Source organism: Microbacterium sp. NPDC089188, from assembly GCF_040685155.1.
Classification (GTDB): domain Bacteria; phylum Actinomycetota; class Actinomycetes; order Actinomycetales; family Microbacteriaceae; genus Microbacterium; species Microbacterium galbum.
On the sequence record NZ_JBFBHH010000003.1, the window covers coordinates 208699 to 227866 of the forward strand.

Sequence of the window (19168 nt, forward strand, 5' to 3'; positions counted from 1 at the left end):
CTGGATGAGGCCTTTACTTTCGGATCGTGTGATGGAGTGGATGCCATGGAGTTCTCCGGCGCGCAGCCCGATGTCGACCTGACGTACTCGGACGTCTTCCTCGTCCCCCGCCATTCGGAGGTGCGCAGCCGCCTCGACGTCGACCTGGCCCCGGGTGACGGCAGCGGCGCGACGATCCCCCTCGTGTCGGCCAACATGAACTCCGTGACGGGAACTCGCCTCGCCGCGACCCTGGCGCGTCGCGGCGGTCTGGGCGTGCTCCCGCAGGACCTCGCGCTGCCGCAGCTGGTCGAGGCGGTCGAGTGGGTCAAGGCGCAGCCCGTCGCCTGGGACGCGCCCCTCGTGCTGCCTCCGACCGCGACCGTCGCCGATGCGCGTCTCGTGCTGCCCCCGGTGCCCGGCCGGGGCATCGTCGTCGCCGACGCGCGCGAGGACGGTGTCGTCGACGTCGCCGCCTTCCGCGGGATCGTCCCGGCCCCGCGTCTGGCGACGGCGCTCCCGGATGCCACGCTCGGCGACATCGCCCGCAGCGACGCACCGGTGGTCGAGGTCGAGCGCATCGGCGACCCGCGCGAGGTCTTCGCGCTGATCGAGCACGCCGGCGTCGACATCGTCCCCGTCGTGGACGGCGATCGGGTCGTCGGCACGCTGTCGGGTCGCAGCGCCCTCCGCGACTCGGTCTACCGTCCCGCGGTGGACGCCGCCGGTCGCCTGATCGTCGCGGCCGCCGTCGGCGTCAACGGCGACGTCGCGTCGAAAGCCCGGGCGCTGGCCGCCGCGGGCGTCGACGTGCTCGTGGTCGACACCGCGCACGGCCACCAGGCGCAGATGCTCCGCGCGTTGCGCGAGGTCGCGGCGCTGGAGCTCGGCATCCCCATCGCCGCGGGCAACGTCGTGACCGCCGAGGGCGTGCGCGACCTGACCGACGCCGGGGCCACCATCCTCAAGGTCGGCGTCGGCCCCGGGGCGATGTGCACGACCCGCATGATGACCGCGGTCGGCCGCCCGCAGTTCTCCGCCGTGCTCGAGACCGCGGAGGCGGCCCGCAGCGCGGGCGCGCACGTGTGGGCCGACGGCGGCGTGCGCTACCCCCGTGACGTGGCCCTCGCGCTGGCCGCGGGTGCGGCGTCGGTCATGATCGGGTCGTGGTTCGCCGGCACGATCGAAGCCCCGGGACTTCTCCGCACCGACGACGCGGGCCTGCTCTACAAGGAGTCGTGGGGCATGGCCTCCACCAAGGCGGTGCAGGGGCGCTTCGGTCGTCTCGACCCGTTCGAACGGGCGCGCAAGGAGCTGTTCGCCGAGGGCATCTCGTCGTCGCGCATCTACCTCGACCCGCAGCGGCCGGGCCTGGAGGACCTCCTCGACATGATCACCTCCGGCGTGCGCTCCTCCTTCACCTACGCGGGCGCGGCCACGGTCGCCCAGTTCCACGAGCGCGCCCGGGTGGGCCTGCAGTCGGCCGCCGGCTACGAGGAGGGCAAGGCGCTCCCGGTCAGCTGGTGAGCGCCCGCTCGAGGGCGACCTCGGCCTCGAGCGTGATCCAGGCGCCGACCTGGACCGACAGATCGAGATCGTCGCCGGCCGCGCGCGCGGGCCGTCGGGGGTCGGCGGGGAACGACCCGCCCCGACGGCCGTCCCACAACGCCGCCGCGTTGCGGTGCACGAGCCGGCGGGCGACGTCCGCGACCGGCCGGTGGGCCTCGCTCGAGGCGTCGTCGGCGAACCAGAGCGCGGCCTCGGCGAGATAACGGGCCAGGATGCCGGCGAACAGGCCGCCGTCGCCACCCCCGGCCGCGGGGAAGAGGTCGTCATCGGGAGCGCACCACCGGGCGACGGCACGCACGAGGGAGGCCGCCCGGGCCTCGTGCGCCTCCCGGGCGTCGGCGTCGGGCGCCGCCTCGGCGAGGGCGAGGGCGCTTCCGATCGCGACGCCCTGGTTGTACGTCCACAGGTCGGGGCGGACGACGCCGTGCTCGACCCCGTCGCGCACGAGCCCCGTCGCGGGGTCGTCGAGGGTCGCCGCGACCCACGCGTCGAGATCGACGGCCGACCCGCGATGCGCGGACGACGCCAGCGCGATCGCCGCGGGACCGTTCGCGGGGGCGTTGTACAGCGCGCTGTCGACGGCCCAGGGCAGGGCGCCCACCGCCGGGTCGATCGCCTCGTCGAGCCGCCGGGTGAGGCGGTCGAGGCGCCGATCGTGCGCGTCGTAGCGCTGCAGGGCGAGCGTCATCCACGCCACATCGTCGTAGAACGGCGTCGTCCAGCGACCGAGCGTGCGCACGGTGACGCCGCGGTGGAGCGCCCGCAGCAGGCGCGCCCGGCGCGGATCCGGGCGGTGCTCCTGCGCGTCGCGGAGGACGTCGAGCAGATGCGCGTGCCACCAGTAGTGCCAGGTGCGCGCGCCGTCCACGCCCGGCGTTGCGGCGTGCGCCCACGCCAGCGGGCCGTAGCGGTGGACGTAGCGGCGGACGACGGCGGACTCGGCCGCCATGGCGCGCGACTGCGCCGGGGAGGTGGCATCCATGTCTCCCATCCTCCCCAGGTCGGCCGTCTCGCGCAGACGGGTACCGTCGGTCTCCCGCTGCCATAGAATCGACGGCACGATGGACGACCCTCCCAGTTGTAGACCCAGGCCCCGACGACCCTCTCCCGCCGAACGCCCGCGCGGGGGTGATGCCTGATGGATTACGTCATGCTGGCCGTGGGGCTCCTGCTCACCGTGGGGACCGGACTCTTCGTCGCGAGCGAGTTCGCCCTCGTCAATCTCGACCGCGCCGACCTCGAGGCCCGTCGCGCGGCCGGGGAGACGCGCCTGTCGCTCACGATCGATGCGTTGCGCATCACCTCGACCCACCTCTCGAGCGCCCAGCTGGGGATCACCCTGACGACGCTGCTCACCGGTTACACGATGGAACCGGCCATCTCCAACCTGCTCCGACCGGCCTTCCAGACGTGGGGTCTGCCCGAGGCGCTCGTCGTCGGGCTCGCCGCGGTCATCGGCGTCGGCTTCGCGACCGTGCTGTCGATGATCCTGGGCGAGCTCGTCCCCAAGAACTTCGCCCTCGCGATCCCGCGGCAGACGGCGAAGCTCGTGATCCCGTTCCAGGTCGCCTTCACCGCGGTGTTCAAGCCCGCGATCCTCGTGCTCAACGGCAGCGCGAACGGCGTGCTGCGCGCGATGGGCGTCGAGCCGAAGGAGGAGCTGTCGGGAGCCCGTTCGGCCGAGGAACTGTCGAGCCTCGTGAAGCGTTCCGCCAGCGCGGGCATGCTCGAGAAGGACACCGCCTCGCTGCTCGACCGCAGCCTCACCTTCGCGCGCCTGAGCGCCGCCGACGTCATGACGCCGCGGCCGAGTGTGCACGCGCTCGCCGCGGGCGACCCCGCCGACGACGTCGTGCAGCTCGCCCGACGCACGGGACACAGCCGATTCCCGGTCTACGGGGAGTCGATGGACGACATCGTCGGGGTCGTGCACCTCAAAGCCGCGATCGGCGTGCCGCGCGACCGCCGCGCCGACGTGCCGGTGGCCGCCCTCGCCACCGAGCCGCTGCGCGTGCCCGAGACCGTGCACCTGGATACGCTCGTGTCCGAGCTGCGCTCGCGCGGCTACCAGATGGCGATCGTCGTCGACGAGTACGGCGGGACGGCGGGGGTCGTGACCCTCGAGGACCTCGTGGAGGAGATCGTCGGCGAGGTGCTCGACGAGCACGACCGCTCCCGCGCCGGCGTCGTGCGATCGGCCGCGTCGGTCACCTTCCCCGGCGACCTGCGGCCCGACGAGGTGCTCGACCGCGCGGGCGTCCGCGTTCCCGAGGGCGAGGTCTACGACACCGTGGGCGGATTCATCATGGCGGCCCTCGAGCGCATCCCCGCGGTCGGCGACACGGTCGACCTCGACGACGGCGTGCTCGCCGTGCAGCGAATGGACGGTCGCCGGGTCGACAGGGTGCAGTTCACGCCGACGCCGGAGGAGCACGACATCGACGATCTCGTCCGAGCGGCGAAGGGCGGTGATCAGCGATGAACGACTGGGCCGGAATCGCCTGGCTGGTCGTGCTCCTCGCGGCCAACGCCTTCTTCGTCGGCGCGGAGTTCGCCGTCATCTCCGCGCGCCGCTCGCAGATCGAGCCGCACGCCGACCGCGGGTCGCGCGCGGCCAAGACCGCGCTGTACGCCATGGAGCACGCCACCATGATGCTGGCGACGTGCCAGCTCGGCATCACGATCTGCTCGCTGTTGATCCTGAACGTGTCGGAGCCGGCGATCCACCACCTGCTGGCGGGTCCGCTTGGTCTCACCGGACTTCCCGAGGCCGCGGTCGACGTGGCCGGGTTCGTGGTCGCGCTGCTGCTGGTGTCGTACCTGCACGTGGTGTTCGGCGAGATGGTCCCGAAGAACCTGGCGTTCTCGCTGCCCGACCGCGCGGTGCTCATGCTCGCCCCGCCGCTGGTGGCGGTGTCGAAGGCGTTCCACCCGATCATCGTGGCCTTGAACTGGACGGCCAATCACGTGCTGCGTCTGTTCCGCGTGGAGCCGAAGGACGAGGCCGCCTCGACCTACACGCTGGATGAGGTCGCCACGATCGTGACGCAGTCGCGTCGCGAGGGGGTGCTCGACGACGCCGCCGGAACGGTGACCGCGGTGGTCGAGTTCACGGAGAAGAAGGCAGCCGACATCGCGGTGCCGATGGCCGATCTGGTGACCCTTCCCGAGACGACGACCCCCGCCGAGATCGAACGGGCCGTCGCGCAGCACGGGTACTCCCGGTATGTGATCGTCGACGCGTCCGGCATCCCCACCGGTTACGTGCATCTGAAGGACGTACTGCGCGCGGCGGAGGGGTCGGATGCCGACATGGCACGGCCGATCCCGAACAAGCGCGTGCACCACATGGTGTCGGTGCTGGAGACCACCGACCTCGAGGACGCCCTGGCGCTCATGCGCCGCTCGGGGCGCCACCTCGCCCAGGTGCGCGACGAGGCCGGAGACGTGCGGGCGGTCCTCTTCCTCGAGGACGTCATCGAGGAGCTCGTGGGCGAGGTGCAGGACGCCACCGAGCGTCGCCGCTTCGTCTGACCCCATCGGAACACCGGATGCCACGGGCCGCGGCCGCGTGGCATCCGGTGTCTTCGCGTGAGGGCGGGTGGAGTCGACGCGCACGAACCGACCGAGATCACGCGCTGCGGCGCAACCGTCGCAACGAGTGGGCGGCGTGGCGCGAGATCCCGCGAGCACCCGTTGCGACGTGTGATCCGGGCGAGAACCGTGACCTGGACCGGGATGCGGCTCAGTACGCGCGCAGGTACTGCGCGGGGGCGGGGGAGTCCGCGCCCAGGGCGGCGGCCGCGCGCAGGGCGTAGTGCGGGTCGCGCAGCCACTCACGGCCCGACATCACGGCGTCGGCGCGTCCGTCGGCGACGACGTTCTCGGCGAGGGCCGGATCGTCGATCATGCCGACCGCGCTGACGAGCAGGCCCGTTTCGCGGCGCACGGTCGCGGCGTACTCGACCTGATAACCGGGCCCGGGCACGATGTGCTGGTGCGGGACGAGCCCACCGCTCGAGACGTCGATGAGATCGGCGCCGGCCGCGGCGACGAGTCGGGACGCGGCGATGGTGTCGTCGACGCTCCACCCGCCCTCGGCGGCGTCGGTGGCGGAGAAGCGCACGAAGACCGCGGCCTCGGGCGCGGCGCGGCGGACGGCCTCGGTCACGCGGACGAGCAGGCGTGCGCGGTTCTCGAACGAGCCGCCGTAGGCGTCGTCGCGGTGGTTGGTGAGGGGCGAGAGGAACTGGTGCAGCAGGTAGCCGTGGGCCGCGTGCAGCTCGAGCACCTGGAATCCCGCGTGGACGGCCCGGCGGGCGGCATCCGCGAAGTCGGTCACGACCTTCTCGACCCCCTCCGCATCGAGCGCCGCGGGCTCGGCGAAATCGGCGTAGGCCAGGGCGGAGGGGGCGACGGTGCGCCATCCGCCGTCGGCGACCGAGACCGAGCCGCGCGCGCCGGAGAGCGGCGCCGACGTCGACGCCTTGCGACCGGCATGGCCGAGCTGCACGCCCGCGACGGCTCCGCGGGCGCGGAGGGCCGTGACGATGGGCCGCCACGCCTCGGCCTGAGCGTCGGTCCACAGGCCGGCGTCCTGGGGGGAGATTCGCCCCTCGGGGGAGACCGCGGTCGCCTCCGCGATCACCAGCCCCGCCCCGCCCGCGGCGAACTGCGCGAGGTGAACGTGATGCCAGTCGTTCGGGACGCCCTCCACCGCGCTGTACTGGCACATCGGCGAGACCCACAGGCGATTGCGCATCTCGATACCGCGAATGGCCAGGGGAGTGAAGAGGGCGCTCATGGAAGACCTTTGCGTTCTAGGGTGACGCCATGACGGCGAAGGATTGGGACGGACACGATGCCGCCCGCGTACTGCGGAGGCCAACGGCGGACGACGACAAGTATTCCCGCGGAGTCATCGGCGTGCGCACGGGGTCGACCCGCTATCCCGGAGCGGCGGTGCTGGGGGTCGAGGCGGCCTGGCGCACGGGCACCGGGATGGTGCGCTACCTCGGACCGCAGCGCGCGCAGGACCTCGTCCTGCAGCGTCGCCCCGAGACCGTGACCGCCGATGGTCGCGTGCAGGCGTGGCTGATGGGGTCGGGGACGGATGCCGCGGAGCGCGACGCCGCCGAGACCGCGGCGTTGCGCGGCATCCTCCGCGGCGAGGTGCCGGTGGTGGTCGACGCGGGCGCCCTCGACCTGGTGCCGGACGCCACCGCTCCGGTGATCGTGACTCCCCATTCCCGCGAACTCGACCGGCTGCGGGAGGCGCTGGGGCTGCCGCAGGCCGCGACCGACGACCGCGAGCGCGTCGCTCGCGAGACGGCCGACGCCTTCGGCGGGGTGGTGCTGTCGAAGGGCGCCGTCACCGTGGTCGCGGCGGCGGGAGGCTGGACCCGTCGGGTGTCGGCCGGGACGCCGTGGCTCGCGACCGCGGGCACCGGCGATGTGCTGGGGGGAGTGCTGGGCGCCCTCACCGCGTCCGCGGTGGCGGCCGGGCGCACCGGCATCGACGACCTCGCGGCGTGCTCGGCGACCGCCGCCTGGGTGCACGGGCGGGCCGGGGCGCTGGCCTCCCTCTCGATCGGCGGCGAGGGCGGTCCGATCACGGCGCTCGACGTCGCCGAGGCCGTGCCGCGGGTCATCTCTGAGCTGCTGCGGGACTCGATCGCGTAACGGTTGACCCCCTCCCGCTGCGCGGGCGCAGGAGCGGGGCAGGGCCGGTGGGGACGCCCGCTTAGGATCGGGGGGTGCTGAGGCGTGTCGTTCCCCTGTTGATCGCGTTCGTCGCCGTGCACGTCGTGGTGGGGGTGCTGGGCTACCAGCAGCCCAACGAACCCATGGGCGACGTGTACCTGGTGTACGAGCCGTGGTCGCGCTGCGCGCTGTTCGGGGGGATCGACGTGACCTCCTGCACCCGCAGCGACACCTGGCAGTGGCCCGGGATCACCGAGAAGTGGATCTACCCGCAGCTCGCCTTCCTCCCGATGACGTTCGCCTGGCTCTTCGCCTGGGCGGTCGGCTACACCCCGGCCTGGGCGATCACCGTCGCCCTCTTCAACCTCATCGCCTTCGTCGTCCTCGTCGGTTCGGTTCGCTCCCGCGGTCGCGTGCTGGCCGCGTGGTTCTGGCTGGCGGCGATCCTGCTCATCGGCCCCGTCGGCATCTACCGCATCGACGGCATCACCGTGCCCTTCGCCATCCTCGGGGGGATCTGGATGCTGCGGCGCCCGTTCCTGGCCTCCGTCCTGCTGTCGGTCTCGGTGTGGATGAAGGTGTGGCCGGCGGCCATCCTCGCCGCGGGTCTCGTCGTGGTGCGCCGCCGCCTGGCCCTCGTCTGGGGCGCGGTGGCGGTGTCGCTGGCGACCATCGTCCCGGTGGTCGCGCTCGGCGGAGCCCCCTTCGTCTTCGGCTTCGTGGGAGACCAGACCTCGCGCGGCATCCAGATGGAGGCGCCCGTCGGCGGGCTCTACATGTTCCTCTCGGCGTTCTACGTCCCGGGTAGCGAGGTCTACTACGACGGCGACGTGTTGACCTTCCAGGTGACCGGCCCGGGCGCCGACGCGGTCATCGCCGCCATGACCCCGGTCATGCTGCTGACCATGGTGGGCGTGGCCGCCGTGGGCGTCTGGAAGCTGCGTCACGGCGCCACGTTCCTCACGCTCTTCCCGCCGCTGTCGCTGGCGTTGGTGACGGCCTTCATCGCGCTGAACAAGGTCGGCTCGCCCCAGTACTACGTGTGGCTGTTCGCCCCGGTCGTGCTCGGTCTCATGATCGACCGCCGACGGTGGTTCGGCTTCGCGGGCCTGACCCTGGTCATCGCCGGCCTGACCCAGTGGATGTACCCGCTGCTCTACGACGGGCTGATGGCGACGCACCCCAACCCCTTCCCGGTCGTGGTCCTCGAGGTGCGCAACCTCCTCGCCCTGGTGCTGCTGGTGTGGGCCATCGTGCGCGTCGCGCGCGTCCCCGTCGGTCGCGTCCGGCCGCCCGCCGGCCTGCGGGAGATCGTGACGGGTCGCCGCCCCGTTCCGCCCCGGGTGCCCACGGGACGCTGAGGCACGGGAGACGGCGGAGCGGCCGGCCGGAGCACGCCGGTTCCGCTCGGTCGGGGTGCGCCGTAGTCTCGACGCATGCTCATCGCCTTCTCCGTCGCCCCTTCCGGTGTCGGCACCGCCGCCGCCGAGAACCCCGACGCCTCGGTGCACGACGCCGTGGCCGCAGCGGTCGCCGTGGTGCGCGCGTCCGGTCTGCCGCACCGCACGACCTCGATGTTCACCGAGGTCGAGGGCGAGTGGGACGAGGTGTTCGCGGTCGTCAAAGCGGCGACGGATGCCGTGATGCCCTACGGATCACGGGTGTCGCTCGTGCTCAAGGCCGATATCCGCCCGGGGCGCACGGGCGAGATCGAGGGCAAGGTCGAGCGGCTCGAACAGGCCCTGGAGCGCCGGGAGGACCGCGCGGACTGAGCCGCGGCGCGCCGGTCGCGCCGACGTGCACGGAACGGCGCATGCTCCCGCCCGGTGCGCAGACGCCCGGCGACGGAGGAGCGTCGCGGCCGACGAGATCGCGTCGTCAGGCCCCGTCGGCTTCGCCCGTCTCGGGGGACCTGCCTCAGATCGCGGGCGGGTCGGTCCCGATGCGCTTGGTGATGGCGGCGACGTCGGCGTCGATGCGCGCGCGGTCGCCGCGCAGGCGGCTCTCGACGCTGTCGATCTTGGCGGTGAGTCCGGATTCGACGCTGTCGATCTTGGCGGTGAGTCCGGCCTCGATGCTGTCGATCCTGGCGGTGAGCTCGATGCGCGTGACGCGCGACTCGGCGACGGTGTCGTGCCGCAGGGAATCGATGCGCGCCTCGAGGCGGTCGGTGTTCGCGGCGATGACCTTCGTCAGCGAGCCCATGATGAGGTTCGTGCTCAAGGTCATGCCGCCGAGGACGGCGGCGGCGAAGGTCCCGATCAGCACCGAGACCTGTGGTTCGGTCATCTCCGGCATCCTCTCGTTGTGCGGTGAGGGGTTCGAGAGTGCCACGGTCGAGGCGGGTGAAATCCCGTCGCCGCCGTGACGGGGGAGAGAGGGGCCGATCCGTCATCCGGGGAGGAAGGGTGGTCGGCACGCGGTGACGTCGGGGACGCGCGATCGACTCTCGAAACGATTCGGCCGGGTCGCGGAACCCGACTAGCATCGTCGAGTGACCTCTTCGACTCCCTCGAGAGGTGCGGCGATGCGGGCGCTCCTTTCTCTCGCCATCGGCAGTTTCGGCATCGGCATGACCGAGTTCGTCGTGATGGGCCTGCTGCCCAACATCGCCCGTGAACTCCTGCCCGGTGCCTGGGCGGCCTCTCCCGACGACGCGATCGCTCAAGCCGGGTGGCTCATCTCGCTGTACGCCCTCGGGGTCGTCGTGGGCGCGCCGACCATCGCGGGGTCCGTGGCCCGGTTCCCTCGTCACCGCGTCATGATCGTTCTGGCGGCGGCGCTGGCGTTCTTCACGCTGCTGACGGTGATCGCCCCGACGTTCGAGCTGGTGGCGGCGTCGCGCTTCCTCGCGGGATTGCCGCACGGCGCCTACTTCGGCATCGGCGCGCTGGTCGCCGCCGATGCCCTCGGACCGGGCAACCGCGCTAAGGGCGTCGCGTTCGTGCTCACCGGACTGACCATCGCCAACGTCGTGGGCGTGCCGCTGGGCACGCTCCTCGGGCAGCAGGTCGGCTGGCGCGCGGCCTTCGCCGTGGTGACCGCGATCTTCGCCCTCGCGGCGGTCTGCATCGCCCTCTTCGTGCCGTCGCACCCGGGCTCGCCCGGGAGACGTCTGCGCGACGAGCTGCGCGTGTTCCGGATCGGTCAGGTCTGGTTCGCGCTCGGCATCGGAGCGGTCGGTTTCGGCGGCTTCTTCGCGATGTACAGCTACATCGCGCCCATGATCACCGATGTGGCCGGCCAGCCGGAGTGGGCGGTCTCCCTCGTGCTCGTCCTCGTGGGCGTGGGGATGACGGTCGGCAACATCGTCGGCGGTGCACTCGCCGACAAAGACCTCCGCTTCTGGTTGTCCGTGGGGCTGATCGCTCTGGGTGCGGCATCCGTGGGTCTGGCGCTCACGGCGACCTGGATCGTCAGCCTCGTCTTCTTCGCCTTCCTCGTCGCCTTCTGCGGCTCCGCGTTGAGCCCGTCGATCCAGACGCGGCTCATGGACGTCGCGGAGGACAACCAGTCCATCGCGGCCGCCCTCAACCACTCCGCGCTGAACATCGGCAACAGCCTCGGCGCGTTCCTCGGCGGTCTCGCGATCGCCGCGGGGCTCGGCCTCGTGGCCCCCGCGTGGGTCGGGGCGCTACTGGCCCTGGGCGGGCTCGCGGTCGCGTTCGTGTCGTACCGCGTCGAGGACCGGTCCGGGCGTCATCCCGCGCATCGGATGCCGGCCGCCGAAGCCGCGCAGACCGCCGTCACGGGCTCGATCCCGACGCAGCGCTGAGTCCGGCGCCCCCGGGCGGGGCCGAGTGTCCAAGACACGCCGCAACGGCCGACCCGACGCGGCGTGTCCTGGACGCTCGACGGGGCGTGCGGCGGGGGCGTGCGGCGGGGTGGGGCGGATGCCGGGGGCGCGGCATCCGCGGTGCTCAGGTCGCGAACAGGCGGCGCAGGTGCGTCGCGACGGCGGCGGTCTCGATGAGGAAGCCGTCGTGCCCGAAGTCGCTCGAGAGCACGACGGCGGCATCGCCGTCGAGGGTGTTCGGGATGCCGCGGGCGATGCGGTGCTGCCCGTCGATGGGGAACAGGCGGTCGCTGTCGATGCCCAGGACGAGGGTCGTGGCGGTGACGCGGGCGAGGGCGTCTTCGACACCGTCGCGGTCGCGTCCGACGTCGTGCGAGTTCATGGCCTCGACCAGGGTCAGGTAGCTGTTCGCGTCGAAGCGTCGCGTGAACTTGTTGCCGTGGAAGTCGAGGTACGACTCCACCGCGAAGCGCCCGCCGCGCCCGAGCGGGCTGACCCCCGACTGCCAGGAGCGCTGGAAGCGCTGATTCAGCTCGGTCGGGCTCCGGTAGTTCAGCAACGCCATGCGTCGCGCGAGGGCGAGGCCGCGGTGGGGTCCGTCGCCGTCGCCGGCGTCGTAGTACTCGCCGCCCGCGAAGCGCGGATCGACGCGGACGGTGTCGAGCTGCACGGAGTTCAGGGCGATCTGGTCGGCCGTCGTGATCGGCGGGGCCGACAGGATCGCCGAGCGCTCGACGCGGTCGGGGTGGCCCACCGCCCACTCCAGGGCGTGCATGCCGCCCATCGATCCGCCCACGACGGCGAACCACCGGTCGACGCCGAGCGCGTCGGCGAGCGCCGCCTGCGCGGCGACCTGGTCGCGGATGGTGAGGTAGGGGAAGCGCGAGGCCCACTCGTACCCGTCGGGGGCGATGCTGGCCGGACCCGTCGAGCCCTGGCATCCGCCGAGCATGTTGGGGGCGACGACGAACCACCGGTCGGTGTCGATCGCGGCTCCCGGGCCTACGAGGTCGCTCCACCAGCCCGCCGTGGCGTGGCCGGGGCCCGCGGCGCCGCGGACGTGGCTGTCGCCCGTCAGGGCGTGCAGGATCAGGACGGCGTTGTCGCGCGCGGGGGAGAGCTCGCCCCACGTCTCGTAGGCGAGGCGCACGTGCGGCAGCGATTCGCCGTTCTCGGTCGTGAAGGGGCCGAACGAGACGAACCGTCGATCGCCGACCGGGTCTCCGTCGCGCCAGGCGCCCGTCGCCGGGGGCCGACCCAGCAGAGACCGCGCATCGGCCTCCGTCACCGGTGCCGAGGGCACGGTGTCTTCGGAGATCTGCCAGTCCATGGCATCCATTCTCTCCGGTGCGCGCGGACGGGCACGGTCTGTTACGACGACGGATGACGCGGATGCCGCTTGTCCAGCCCCCGTCGGCACCCGGGTGGGGTGGTCATGATCCCGGCATGGCGAACTTCCTTCTCATCGCGGCCTCGAGCGACATCGGCCAGGCGACGGCGACACGACTGAGCGACGCGGGACACCACGTCGTGACCACCGCGCGGGACTCCTCGCGCATCGACCCCGACTTCACCCTCGACGCCACCGACTTCGATGCGGTCGACAAGGTCGTCGCCGAGGCGGGGGAGCTCGACGGGATCGCGGTCTTCGCGGGGTCGATGCTGCTGAAGCCTGCGCATCTGACCTCGCGTGCCCAGTTCGACGAGCTCATCGCGGCCTCGCTCACCACCGCGTTCGCCGCGGTGCGGGCGGCCGGCGCGCACATGCGCGACGGTGGGGCGGTGGTGCTCGTGTCGTCGGCGGCGGCGCTGGCGGGCCTGCCCAACCACGACGGGATCGCCGCGGCCAAGGCCGGCGTGATCGGTCTGACCCTGTCGGCCGCCGCGAGCTACGCCGCGCACGGGCTGCGCGTGAACGCGGTGGCCCCGGGGCTCGTGCAGACGCGGCTGACCGAGAAGCTCACCTCGAGCGACATGTCGCGGAAGGTGTCGGAGGCGATGCACCCGCTCGGTCGCCTCGGCGAGCCCGACGACGTCGCGCGCGCGGTGGAGTTCCTGCTCGCCCCCGAGAACGCCTGGATGACGGGGCAGGTGCTCGGGGTGGACGGCGGCCTCGGCAACCTGCGTCCGCGGCAGAAGATCTGACTCCCGCCGCGCGAGTCGCCGGGATTCGTCGCTTCTCGGCACCCCGAAGCGACGAGTCTCGGCGACTCGCGCGGGTGGGACGCGAACGCCCCGCCCCGGGTCGACCGGGGCGGGGCGTCGCTGCGGGGATCGCTCAGGCGCGGGCGGCCTCCGACAGGCGGCGCGCGGCGGCGAGGGCCTGGTCGAGGTCGGCCTTCAGGTCGGCGATGTTCTCGAGGCCGACCGACAGGCGCACCAGCCCGGGCGTGACCCCGGCGGTCAGCTGCTGCTCGGGGGTGAGCTGCGAGTGCGTCGTGGATGCCGGGTGGATGACGAGGGAGCGCACGTCGCCGATGTTGGCGAGGTGGCTGAACAGGCTCAGCGCGTTGACGAACTCGCGGCCCGCCTCGACGCCGCCCTTGAGCTCGAACGACAGCACCGCGCCGACGCCCTTCGGGGCGTAGTTGTTGGCGGCGGCGTACCAGGGTGAGCTGGGGAGGCCGGAGTAGTTCACGCTTGCGACATCGGGGTGCGACTCGAGCCACTCCGCGATCTCCTGCGCGTTCTGCACGTGACGCTCGACGCGCAGCGAGAGCGTCTCGATGCCCTGGATGAGCTGCCACGCGCTCTGCGGGGCGATGGAGGCGCCGAGGTCGCGCAGCAGCTGCACGCGCGCCTTGATGATGTAGGCCAGGCCGTCGCCGACCGCCTGCGTGTAGACCGCACCGTGGTACGAGGGGTCGGGCGTGGTGAGACCCGGGAAGCGCTCGGAGTGCTCGGACCACGCGAAGGTACCGCCGTCGACGATGACGCCGCCGATCGTGGTGCCGTGACCGCCGAGGAACTTCGTCGCCGAGTGGACGATGATGTCGGCGCCGTGCTCGAAGGGCCGGATGAGGTACGGCGTCGCGATCGTGTTGTCGACGATGAGCGGCACGCCCGCCTCGTGCGCGACGTCGGCGACGGAGCGGATGTCGAGCACGTTGATCTTCGGGTTGCCGATGGTCTCGGCGAAGAAGAGCTTGGTGTTCGGTCGGACCGCCGCGCGCCAGGCCTCGGGGTCGTCCTGGTTCTCGACGAAGGTGGTCTCGATGCCGAGCTTGGCGAGCGTGTACTTGAACAGGTTGTACGTGCCGCCGTAGATGGAGCTCGACGACACGATGTGATCGCCCGCCTGGGCGATGTTGAGCACCGCGAACGTCTCGGCCGCCTGGCCGCTGGCGACGAGGAGGGCGCCGGTGCCGCCCTCGAGGCCCGCGACACGCTGCTCGACGACGTCTTGCGTGGGGTTCTGGATGCGCGTGTAGATGTTGCCGAACTCGGCGAGCGCGAAGAGGTTCGCGGCGTGGTCGGCGTTGTCGAAGACGTACGAGGTGGTCTGGTAGATCGGCGTGGCGCGCGCCTTGGTGACCGGGTCGGGCTGAGCGCCCGTGTGGATCTGCTTCGTCTCGAAACGCCAGTTCTCGGGTGCCGACATGGCTGCTCCTCAGGTTCTGGGGGGGCCGAGCGGTCGCCCTGGCCTGCTGCGAGCGTAGACACGGGTGAAATCGCGGGCAACCGCGGAGGAAACGCGCCGTCACACGGCGGTCGCGCCGACTCCCGACGCGAGGCCCTCGTGTGTCGGAGGAGAGCAGTAGCGTGGATGCCATGACGCGACGTGCTGTGGTGACCGGGGCCAGTTCGGGGATCGGGGAGGCGACGGCGCGGCTGCTGCGCGCGCGCGGATGGGACGTCGTCGGCGTGGCCCGCCGCGCGGAGCGTCTCGCGGCCCTCGAAACCGAGACGGGCGCGGTGGCGCACGCCGCCGACCTCACCGACGCCGACGCGGTCGCGGCGCTCGCCGCCTGGCTCGACGAGACCGGGGGAGTCGACGCTCTCGTGCACGTGGCCGGTGGGGCGCGCGGCAGCGACCGTGTCGAAGACGGCGATCCCGAGGACTGGCGCTGGATGTTCGAGGCGAACGTGCTGTCGGGGCAGCGGCTCGTGGCATCCCTTCTTCCCCTCCTCCGGCGTGCGGCCGACGCGGGCGGGCACGCCGACCTGCTGTTCGTCACCTCCACCGCCGCGCAGACGGCATACCCCGGTGGCGGCGGCTACAACGCGGCGAAGGCGGGCGAGGCAATGCTCGTGCACGCGCTGCGGCAGGAGCTCAACGGCGAACCGCTGCGCGTGATCGAGATCGCCCCGGGCATGGTGCGCACCGAGGAGTTCACCCTCAACCGTCTGGGCGGAGATCAGGATGCCGCCGACAAGCTGTACGAGGGTGTCGAGGCGCCACTGGTGGCCGACGACGTGGCCGACGTGATCGCCTATGCGCTCGACGCGCCGGGTCACGTCAACCTCGACTCGGTGACGATGCGCCCGGTCGCGCAGTCGGCGCAGCACCTGCTGGCGCGGGGCCCCCTGCGCACCCGGTGATGCCGAGTCTCGCGGAATGACCGAGTCGACGACGCTCGACGTCGAGGCGCTTCGCTCCCGCCCGAGCCGTGCGGAGCTCCGGGAGTTCTGGGCGCGGTTCCGGCAGCAGTACCCGCGGGTCCGCGATCCGGAGAGGCGGGGGCGACGGGCTGTCTTCACCTTCCTCCTGATCACCTCGACGGTCGGTGCGCTGGGGATGGGGGCCACCATCGCGGCGAAGATCCGCGAGGGCGGGTCCGACGAGGTGCGACCCATGTCCCTGTTCGTGTTCCTGTTCGCGGGGGTGTTCGTCTTCAGCGTGTGGGGCATCGTCCGCACCGGCAGGGGACGCACACGCCCCCGCGAACACTGGGCGCTGTCCCGCTTCGCCGACGACAACGGGCTCGCGTACGTCCCGGGGCCGAAATCGGGAACCATGCGCGCCTGGTGGAGCATCACGGGGCACACCGTCTCCCGCGCGATGACGCGCGAGAATGGCGACGGGCGAACGGTCGAGTGGGCGGACTACGAGATCCGCAACGCCACGCGTCGGTTCACCTACCCGCCGGTGGGCGGATGGATCAGGATCGGCCTTCGGCGCCCACTGCCGCACATCATCGTGCGCGCCACTCGGCGCGGGACCCGCGCGTTCGCGGTGGCGGCCGTGCCCGATTCCGGGCAGCGGCTCTCGCTGGAGGGCGACTTCGACGAGCACTTCGACCTGTACTGCCCCGAGGGGTACGAGGCGGACGCGCTCTACCTGTTCACTCCCGACGTGATGGCGCAGGCCATCGACGACGCGGGCGGGTGGGACATCGAGATCGTGGACGATCTGCTCCTGCTCGTGCATCCGCGCGGTGTCGTCACGACCGACCCCGCACGATGGGTCGACGTCATGCGGACGGCCAATGCATTCGTCACGAAGCTCGAACAGTGGGAGCGCTGGCGCGAGGGGCAGCGGCGAACGGAGCCCGCCGGGCAGGGCTACCGGGGAGACGCCGCGGTGGCGCCCGCCGGTCGGCGTCTGCGGACGTCGTGGGGACTCGCCGCCTGGGTGTCGTTCGGCATCGTCGTGGTGCTCGCCATCGGGTTCTTCGCCCTCGGCCGCCCGTGAGCGGCACAGCGCTCAGCTGACGTCGCCGCGTGCCGCGTGCGCGTCGACCTCGGCCTCCGCACGATCGGCGAAGGCCACTTCGGGCACGAAGAACAGCAGGACCGCCGCCGCGAACCCTCCCGCCGCGCAGATCGACCAGACGGTCAGGTACCCCGCCAGCGGAGCGGCGGTCGCCGCCACGGCTGATCCCGCGCCCGCCGCGAGAACCACCCCGAACACCGCGGACGACATCGTTCCGCCCACGGTCTTGGTCGTGTTCGTGAGGGCGGATGCCACGCCGGTCTGCCCCCGCGGAGCCGCGGCCGCGGCGGCCGCGGGCATCGCCGCGACGAGCGCGCCCGAACCGAGGCCGGCGATCCCGAGGCACAGCAGCACCTGCCACAGCTCGACGTGGAGGGGGAGCAGCAGCGCGTATCCCGCCCCGACGAGGACCGCCGCGCCGATCAGCACCGCGCGGGGACTCGCGCGCCGCGAGGTCACGGCGAACAGCACCGCCCCGACGATGAGGGACACCAGGTACACCCCGATCACGTTCGACCGGTCGGTGGCGTCCAGTCCCAGTCCGTATCCGAGTGCGCGGTCCGTGCCGGCGTAGGTCGCGAGGGGGCCCTGGGCACCGAGAAGGCTGATTCCCACGAGGAAGGCGGTGGTCTGCACGGGCCACATCTCGGGGCGACGGAGCACGCGGATGTCGACCGCCGGGTCGCTCTGGCGCAGCTCGAACCACACGAACACCGCGAGGAGGGCCACCCCGGCGACGAGCAGGGCGGTGATCGCGAGCGGGCCGGGCCCCTCGGGCAGGCGCACGAACGAGAGCGCACCGGTCACGCACAGGAGCGCGCCGGCGAGGATCGCGAACCCGCCCACGTCGAGGCGGCGCTCGCCGTCGGCTCGTTCCGATTCGGGCACGCCGAGCCAGATGACGACGCAGATCAAGGTGACCACGATCGCGGGGATCGCGAGCGAGAGGCGCAGATCGCCGCCGGTCGCGGCGAACAGACGCCCGGCCGCGAGGGCGCCCAGGATCGCGCCGACCTGCAGCCCCACCACGAGCAGTCCCGCGGCCCGGCGCGTGCGCGAGACCCCGTGGGCGGCGCGACGGCCGCGATCGAAGACGAGGGCGATCTCGAGCGGCAGCCACACGACGTAGAAGCCCTGCAGCGCCCACGCGGCGAGGAAGGTGCCGAAGGAGTCGGCGAAGACGAGCCACCAGCTCGCGGCGGCCGTCGCCAGCGCGGAGGCGAGCAGGATGCGCTTGTGCCCGAACATGTCGCCGAGCTTGGCGAGCACGGGCAGCACCAGCGCGGAGAGCAGCAGCTGCGCGGCCTCGAACCAGTTGACGTCGGCGTCGCGGATGCCCAGGTGCACGACGATGTCGGGCAGCAGCGGCACGTAGAAGCCCTGCAGGATGCCGCTGGCCAGCTCGACCAGCACGAACCACCCGATGAGTCCCGCGGTCACGCCGAGGGCGGACGAGCGCACTCTCGCGACCGCGCCGGAGACGCGCGACATGGCGCGAGAGTAGCACCGGCCCTCGGAGCACGTTCGGCGGTGGCGCACGGCGCCCTCGCCGGCGTGCTATTTTCACTCGTAAACGTGCAGATCTGAGGGAGTACCGTGACGTTCCAAGCGCGACGGCCCTCCGTGCGCGGCGGGGAGGCGGGCCTGCGGGCCGGCATGAGCACCGCCGAGATGCTCGAGCGGTTCGCCCGCCTCAACGGCCTCGATCCGCGAGACGCGATGCAGCATATCGCCGACGCGACCGCGCCGGCGCCCTTCCTGCGCGCCCGACTGGTCGCCGATCGTCTCGCCGCCGAGAGCGGCGCAGCCGGCGGAGCCGTCGACGCGGCGATCGCCGATCCGTTCTTCGACCGGTGGCTGGCGGCGCGGGGCCTCGTCGCCCACCGGGGCGTGACGTGGACGCGCGTGCGGACGCTCGGTCACCACCCGGTCGTGCTGACCCTGGCCGCGATCGCGCGGTTGCGCACCCGCGCCGAGCTCGTACGGCTCGACGACGACCTGCGGCGCGGCTGCGAGGCGCTCGGCGTGGACGTCCTGTCGCCCGGTGCTCCGGCTGTGCGTCGGGACGGTCTGCGCGGCTTCTCGCATCCGGCGCGCCCCTGGCAGCAGGCCGGCGTGCACGTGAGCGCGATGCGACCGTGGCGCTGGGTCGAGTGGGAGCGATTCGCGACGGTGCTGCACCACTACGGCCTCCGTGCCCGGTTCGGGCTCGAGGAGGATCAGGTCGCCCCCACGCCCGGCGTTCCCCTCGTCATCTGGAACCCCACGGCCGCGGCGATCCCCCTGGTGGGCGGGACCGCGGCGACCGTCGAACTCCGCGTGGTCGGTCGCGTCCGCGGCTGAGCGCCGCATCGCGGACGGGCGCCGCCGGCGGCCCGCCGGTGCGAGGCCAACGCCGGGGTCGATCCGGATACGGCCGAGACTCCTATGTGTGTTAGTTTCTGCTCATAAACAAGCAAAAACAG

Annotated in this window: 17 protein-coding genes; 11 read left to right on the forward strand and 6 right to left on the reverse strand. The window is 72.3% G+C overall.

All coding sequences use genetic code 11. The features are described from left to right. The first annotated feature begins 45 nt into the window (after positions 1–45). Entirely contained in the window at positions 46–1506 is a 1461-nt protein-coding gene (locus AB0N80_RS10815) for a GuaB1 family IMP dehydrogenase-related protein (RefSeq protein ID WP_363578737.1), read from the forward strand. Here AB0N80_RS10815 and AB0N80_RS10820 read toward each other — a convergent pair. Further along, positions 1496–2530, reverse strand: coding sequence for a glycoside hydrolase family 76 protein (locus AB0N80_RS10820; RefSeq protein WP_363578738.1), 1035 nt, complete (start codon positions 2528–2530; stop codon positions 1496–1498). The two genes, AB0N80_RS10815 and AB0N80_RS10820, sit on opposite strands and share 11 nt — an antisense overlap. Positions 2531–2686: 156 nt before the next feature. Here AB0N80_RS10820 and AB0N80_RS10825 point away from each other — a divergent pair, with 156 nt between their 5' ends. Together AB0N80_RS10825 and AB0N80_RS10830 are read left to right on the forward strand one after the other, a co-directional pair. Further along, on the forward strand, positions 2687–4030 hold the full coding sequence (locus tag AB0N80_RS10825) for a hemolysin family protein (protein WP_315993286.1): 1344 nt from the start codon (positions 2687–2689) through the stop codon (positions 4028–4030). After that, the gene (locus AB0N80_RS10830; RefSeq protein ID WP_315993285.1) at positions 4027–5082 is read left to right on the forward strand and encodes a hemolysin family protein; all 1056 of its coding nucleotides are present in this window, start codon (positions 4027–4029) and stop codon (positions 5080–5082) included. Before AB0N80_RS10825 ends, AB0N80_RS10830 begins: the two co-directional genes overlap by 4 nt. A 211-nt stretch (positions 5083–5293) precedes the next feature. Here the strand turns inward: AB0N80_RS10830 and AB0N80_RS10835 are convergent, their stop codons facing one another. Beyond that, on the reverse strand, positions 5294–6352 hold the full coding sequence (locus AB0N80_RS10835) for an NADH:flavin oxidoreductase/NADH oxidase (RefSeq protein WP_315993284.1): 1059 nt from the start codon (positions 6350–6352) through the stop codon (positions 5294–5296). Between the two features lie 29 nt (positions 6353–6381). On the opposite strand from AB0N80_RS10835, the gene AB0N80_RS10840 reads away from it, so the two are divergent. The 3 genes from AB0N80_RS10840 to AB0N80_RS10850 all read left to right on the forward strand — a co-directional run bounded on the left by AB0N80_RS10840 (position 6382) and on the right by AB0N80_RS10850 (position 9023). Continuing rightward, positions 6382–7230 (forward strand): ADP/ATP-dependent (S)-NAD(P)H-hydrate dehydratase, encoded by an 849-nt coding sequence (locus tag AB0N80_RS10840; protein ID WP_363578739.1) that lies wholly within the window; start codon positions 6382–6384, stop codon positions 7228–7230. 74 nt (positions 7231–7304) lie between these two features. Then, entirely contained in the window at positions 7305–8612 is a 1308-nt protein-coding gene (locus tag AB0N80_RS10845) for a glycosyltransferase family 87 protein (RefSeq protein WP_363578740.1), read from the forward strand. A 75-nt stretch (positions 8613–8687) separates the two neighbouring features. Further along, the gene (locus AB0N80_RS10850; RefSeq protein WP_315993281.1) at positions 8688–9023 is read left to right on the forward strand and encodes a thiamine-binding protein; all 336 of its coding nucleotides are present in this window, start codon (positions 8688–8690) and stop codon (positions 9021–9023) included. Between the two features lie 145 nt (positions 9024–9168). Here the strand turns inward: AB0N80_RS10850 and AB0N80_RS10855 are convergent, their stop codons facing one another. Then, complete coding sequence (locus tag AB0N80_RS10855) at positions 9169–9540, reverse strand: hypothetical protein (RefSeq protein WP_363578741.1); 372 nt, start codon at positions 9538–9540, stop codon at positions 9169–9171. 238 nt (positions 9541–9778) lie between these two features. Here AB0N80_RS10855 and AB0N80_RS10860 point away from each other — a divergent pair, with 238 nt between their 5' ends. Further along, a complete protein-coding gene (locus AB0N80_RS10860; protein ID WP_363578939.1) occupies positions 9779–11026 on the forward strand; it encodes an MFS transporter in 1248 nt (415 codons plus the stop codon). A gap of 145 nt (positions 11027–11171) precedes the next feature. Here AB0N80_RS10860 and AB0N80_RS10865 read toward each other — a convergent pair whose 3' ends face one another. Next, positions 11172–12377, reverse strand: a complete 1206-nt coding sequence (locus AB0N80_RS10865) for a homoserine O-acetyltransferase (protein WP_363578742.1) — start codon at positions 12375–12377, stop codon at positions 11172–11174. A 116-nt stretch (positions 12378–12493) separates the two neighbouring features. On the opposite strand from AB0N80_RS10865, the gene AB0N80_RS10870 reads away from it, so the two are divergent. Next, positions 12494–13192, forward strand: coding sequence for an SDR family oxidoreductase (locus AB0N80_RS10870; protein WP_363392950.1), 699 nt, complete (start codon positions 12494–12496; stop codon positions 13190–13192). A 133-nt stretch (positions 13193–13325) separates the two neighbouring features. Here AB0N80_RS10870 and AB0N80_RS10875 read toward each other — a convergent pair whose 3' ends face one another. Then, positions 13326–14648, reverse strand: coding sequence for a bifunctional o-acetylhomoserine/o-acetylserine sulfhydrylase (locus tag AB0N80_RS10875; RefSeq protein ID WP_315993277.1), 1323 nt, complete (start codon positions 14646–14648; stop codon positions 13326–13328). Positions 14649–14818: 170 nt separating this feature from the next. Between AB0N80_RS10875 and AB0N80_RS10880 the strand changes: the two genes are divergently transcribed. Both AB0N80_RS10880 and AB0N80_RS10885 read left to right on the forward strand, forming a co-directional pair. Continuing rightward, complete coding sequence (locus AB0N80_RS10880) at positions 14819–15589, forward strand: SDR family oxidoreductase (protein WP_363578743.1); 771 nt, start codon at positions 14819–14821, stop codon at positions 15587–15589. Between the two features lie 16 nt (positions 15590–15605). After that, on the forward strand, positions 15606–16682 hold the full coding sequence (locus AB0N80_RS10885) for a hypothetical protein (protein WP_363578744.1): 1077 nt from the start codon (positions 15606–15608) through the stop codon (positions 16680–16682). A gap of 12 nt (positions 16683–16694) precedes the next feature. Here AB0N80_RS10885 and AB0N80_RS10890 read toward each other — a convergent pair whose 3' ends face one another. After that, positions 16695–18194 carry an MFS transporter gene (locus tag AB0N80_RS10890; protein ID WP_363578745.1) on the reverse strand — a complete coding sequence of 500 codons (1500 nt, stop codon included), beginning with the start codon at positions 18192–18194 and terminating at the stop codon, positions 16695–16697. Between the two features lie 105 nt (positions 18195–18299). Here AB0N80_RS10890 and AB0N80_RS10895 point away from each other — a divergent pair, with 105 nt between their 5' ends. Further along, positions 18300–19046, forward strand: coding sequence for a hypothetical protein (locus AB0N80_RS10895; protein ID WP_363578746.1), 747 nt, complete (start codon positions 18300–18302; stop codon positions 19044–19046). Positions 19047–19168 lie beyond the last annotated feature (122 nt).

Coding starts and splice junctions, on each gene's coding strand:
- AB0N80_RS10850 (WP_315993281.1), top strand. CDS start 8,688: ATGCTCATCGCCTTCTCCGTCGCCCCTTCCGGTGTCGGCACCGCCGCC.
- AB0N80_RS10875 (WP_315993277.1), bottom strand. CDS start 14,648: ATGTCGGCACCCGAGAACTGGCGTTTCGAGACGAAGCAGATCCACACG.
- AB0N80_RS10830 (WP_315993285.1), top strand. CDS start 4,027: ATGAACGACTGGGCCGGAATCGCCTGGCTGGTCGTGCTCCTCGCGGCC.
- AB0N80_RS10860 (WP_363578939.1), top strand. CDS start 9,779: ATGCGGGCGCTCCTTTCTCTCGCCATCGGCAGTTTCGGCATCGGCATG.
- AB0N80_RS10820 (WP_363578738.1), bottom strand. CDS start 2,530: ATGGATGCCACCTCCCCGGCGCAGTCGCGCGCCATGGCGGCCGAGTCC.
- AB0N80_RS10870 (WP_363392950.1), top strand. CDS start 12,494: ATGGCGAACTTCCTTCTCATCGCGGCCTCGAGCGACATCGGCCAGGCG.
- AB0N80_RS10855 (WP_363578741.1), bottom strand. CDS start 9,540: ATGACCGAACCACAGGTCTCGGTGCTGATCGGGACCTTCGCCGCCGCC.
- AB0N80_RS10815 (WP_363578737.1), top strand. CDS start 46: ATGGAGTTCTCCGGCGCGCAGCCCGATGTCGACCTGACGTACTCGGAC.
- AB0N80_RS10880 (WP_363578743.1), top strand. CDS start 14,819: ATGACGCGACGTGCTGTGGTGACCGGGGCCAGTTCGGGGATCGGGGAG.
- AB0N80_RS10890 (WP_363578745.1), bottom strand. CDS start 18,194: ATGTCGCGCGTCTCCGGCGCGGTCGCGAGAGTGCGCTCGTCCGCCCTC.
- AB0N80_RS10825 (WP_315993286.1), top strand. CDS start 2,687: ATGGATTACGTCATGCTGGCCGTGGGGCTCCTGCTCACCGTGGGGACC.
- AB0N80_RS10865 (WP_363578742.1), bottom strand. CDS start 12,377: ATGGACTGGCAGATCTCCGAAGACACCGTGCCCTCGGCACCGGTGACG.
- AB0N80_RS10840 (WP_363578739.1), top strand. CDS start 6,382: ATGACGGCGAAGGATTGGGACGGACACGATGCCGCCCGCGTACTGCGG.
- AB0N80_RS10835 (WP_315993284.1), bottom strand. CDS start 6,352: ATGAGCGCCCTCTTCACTCCCCTGGCCATTCGCGGTATCGAGATGCGC.
- AB0N80_RS10885 (WP_363578744.1), top strand. CDS start 15,606: ATGACCGAGTCGACGACGCTCGACGTCGAGGCGCTTCGCTCCCGCCCG.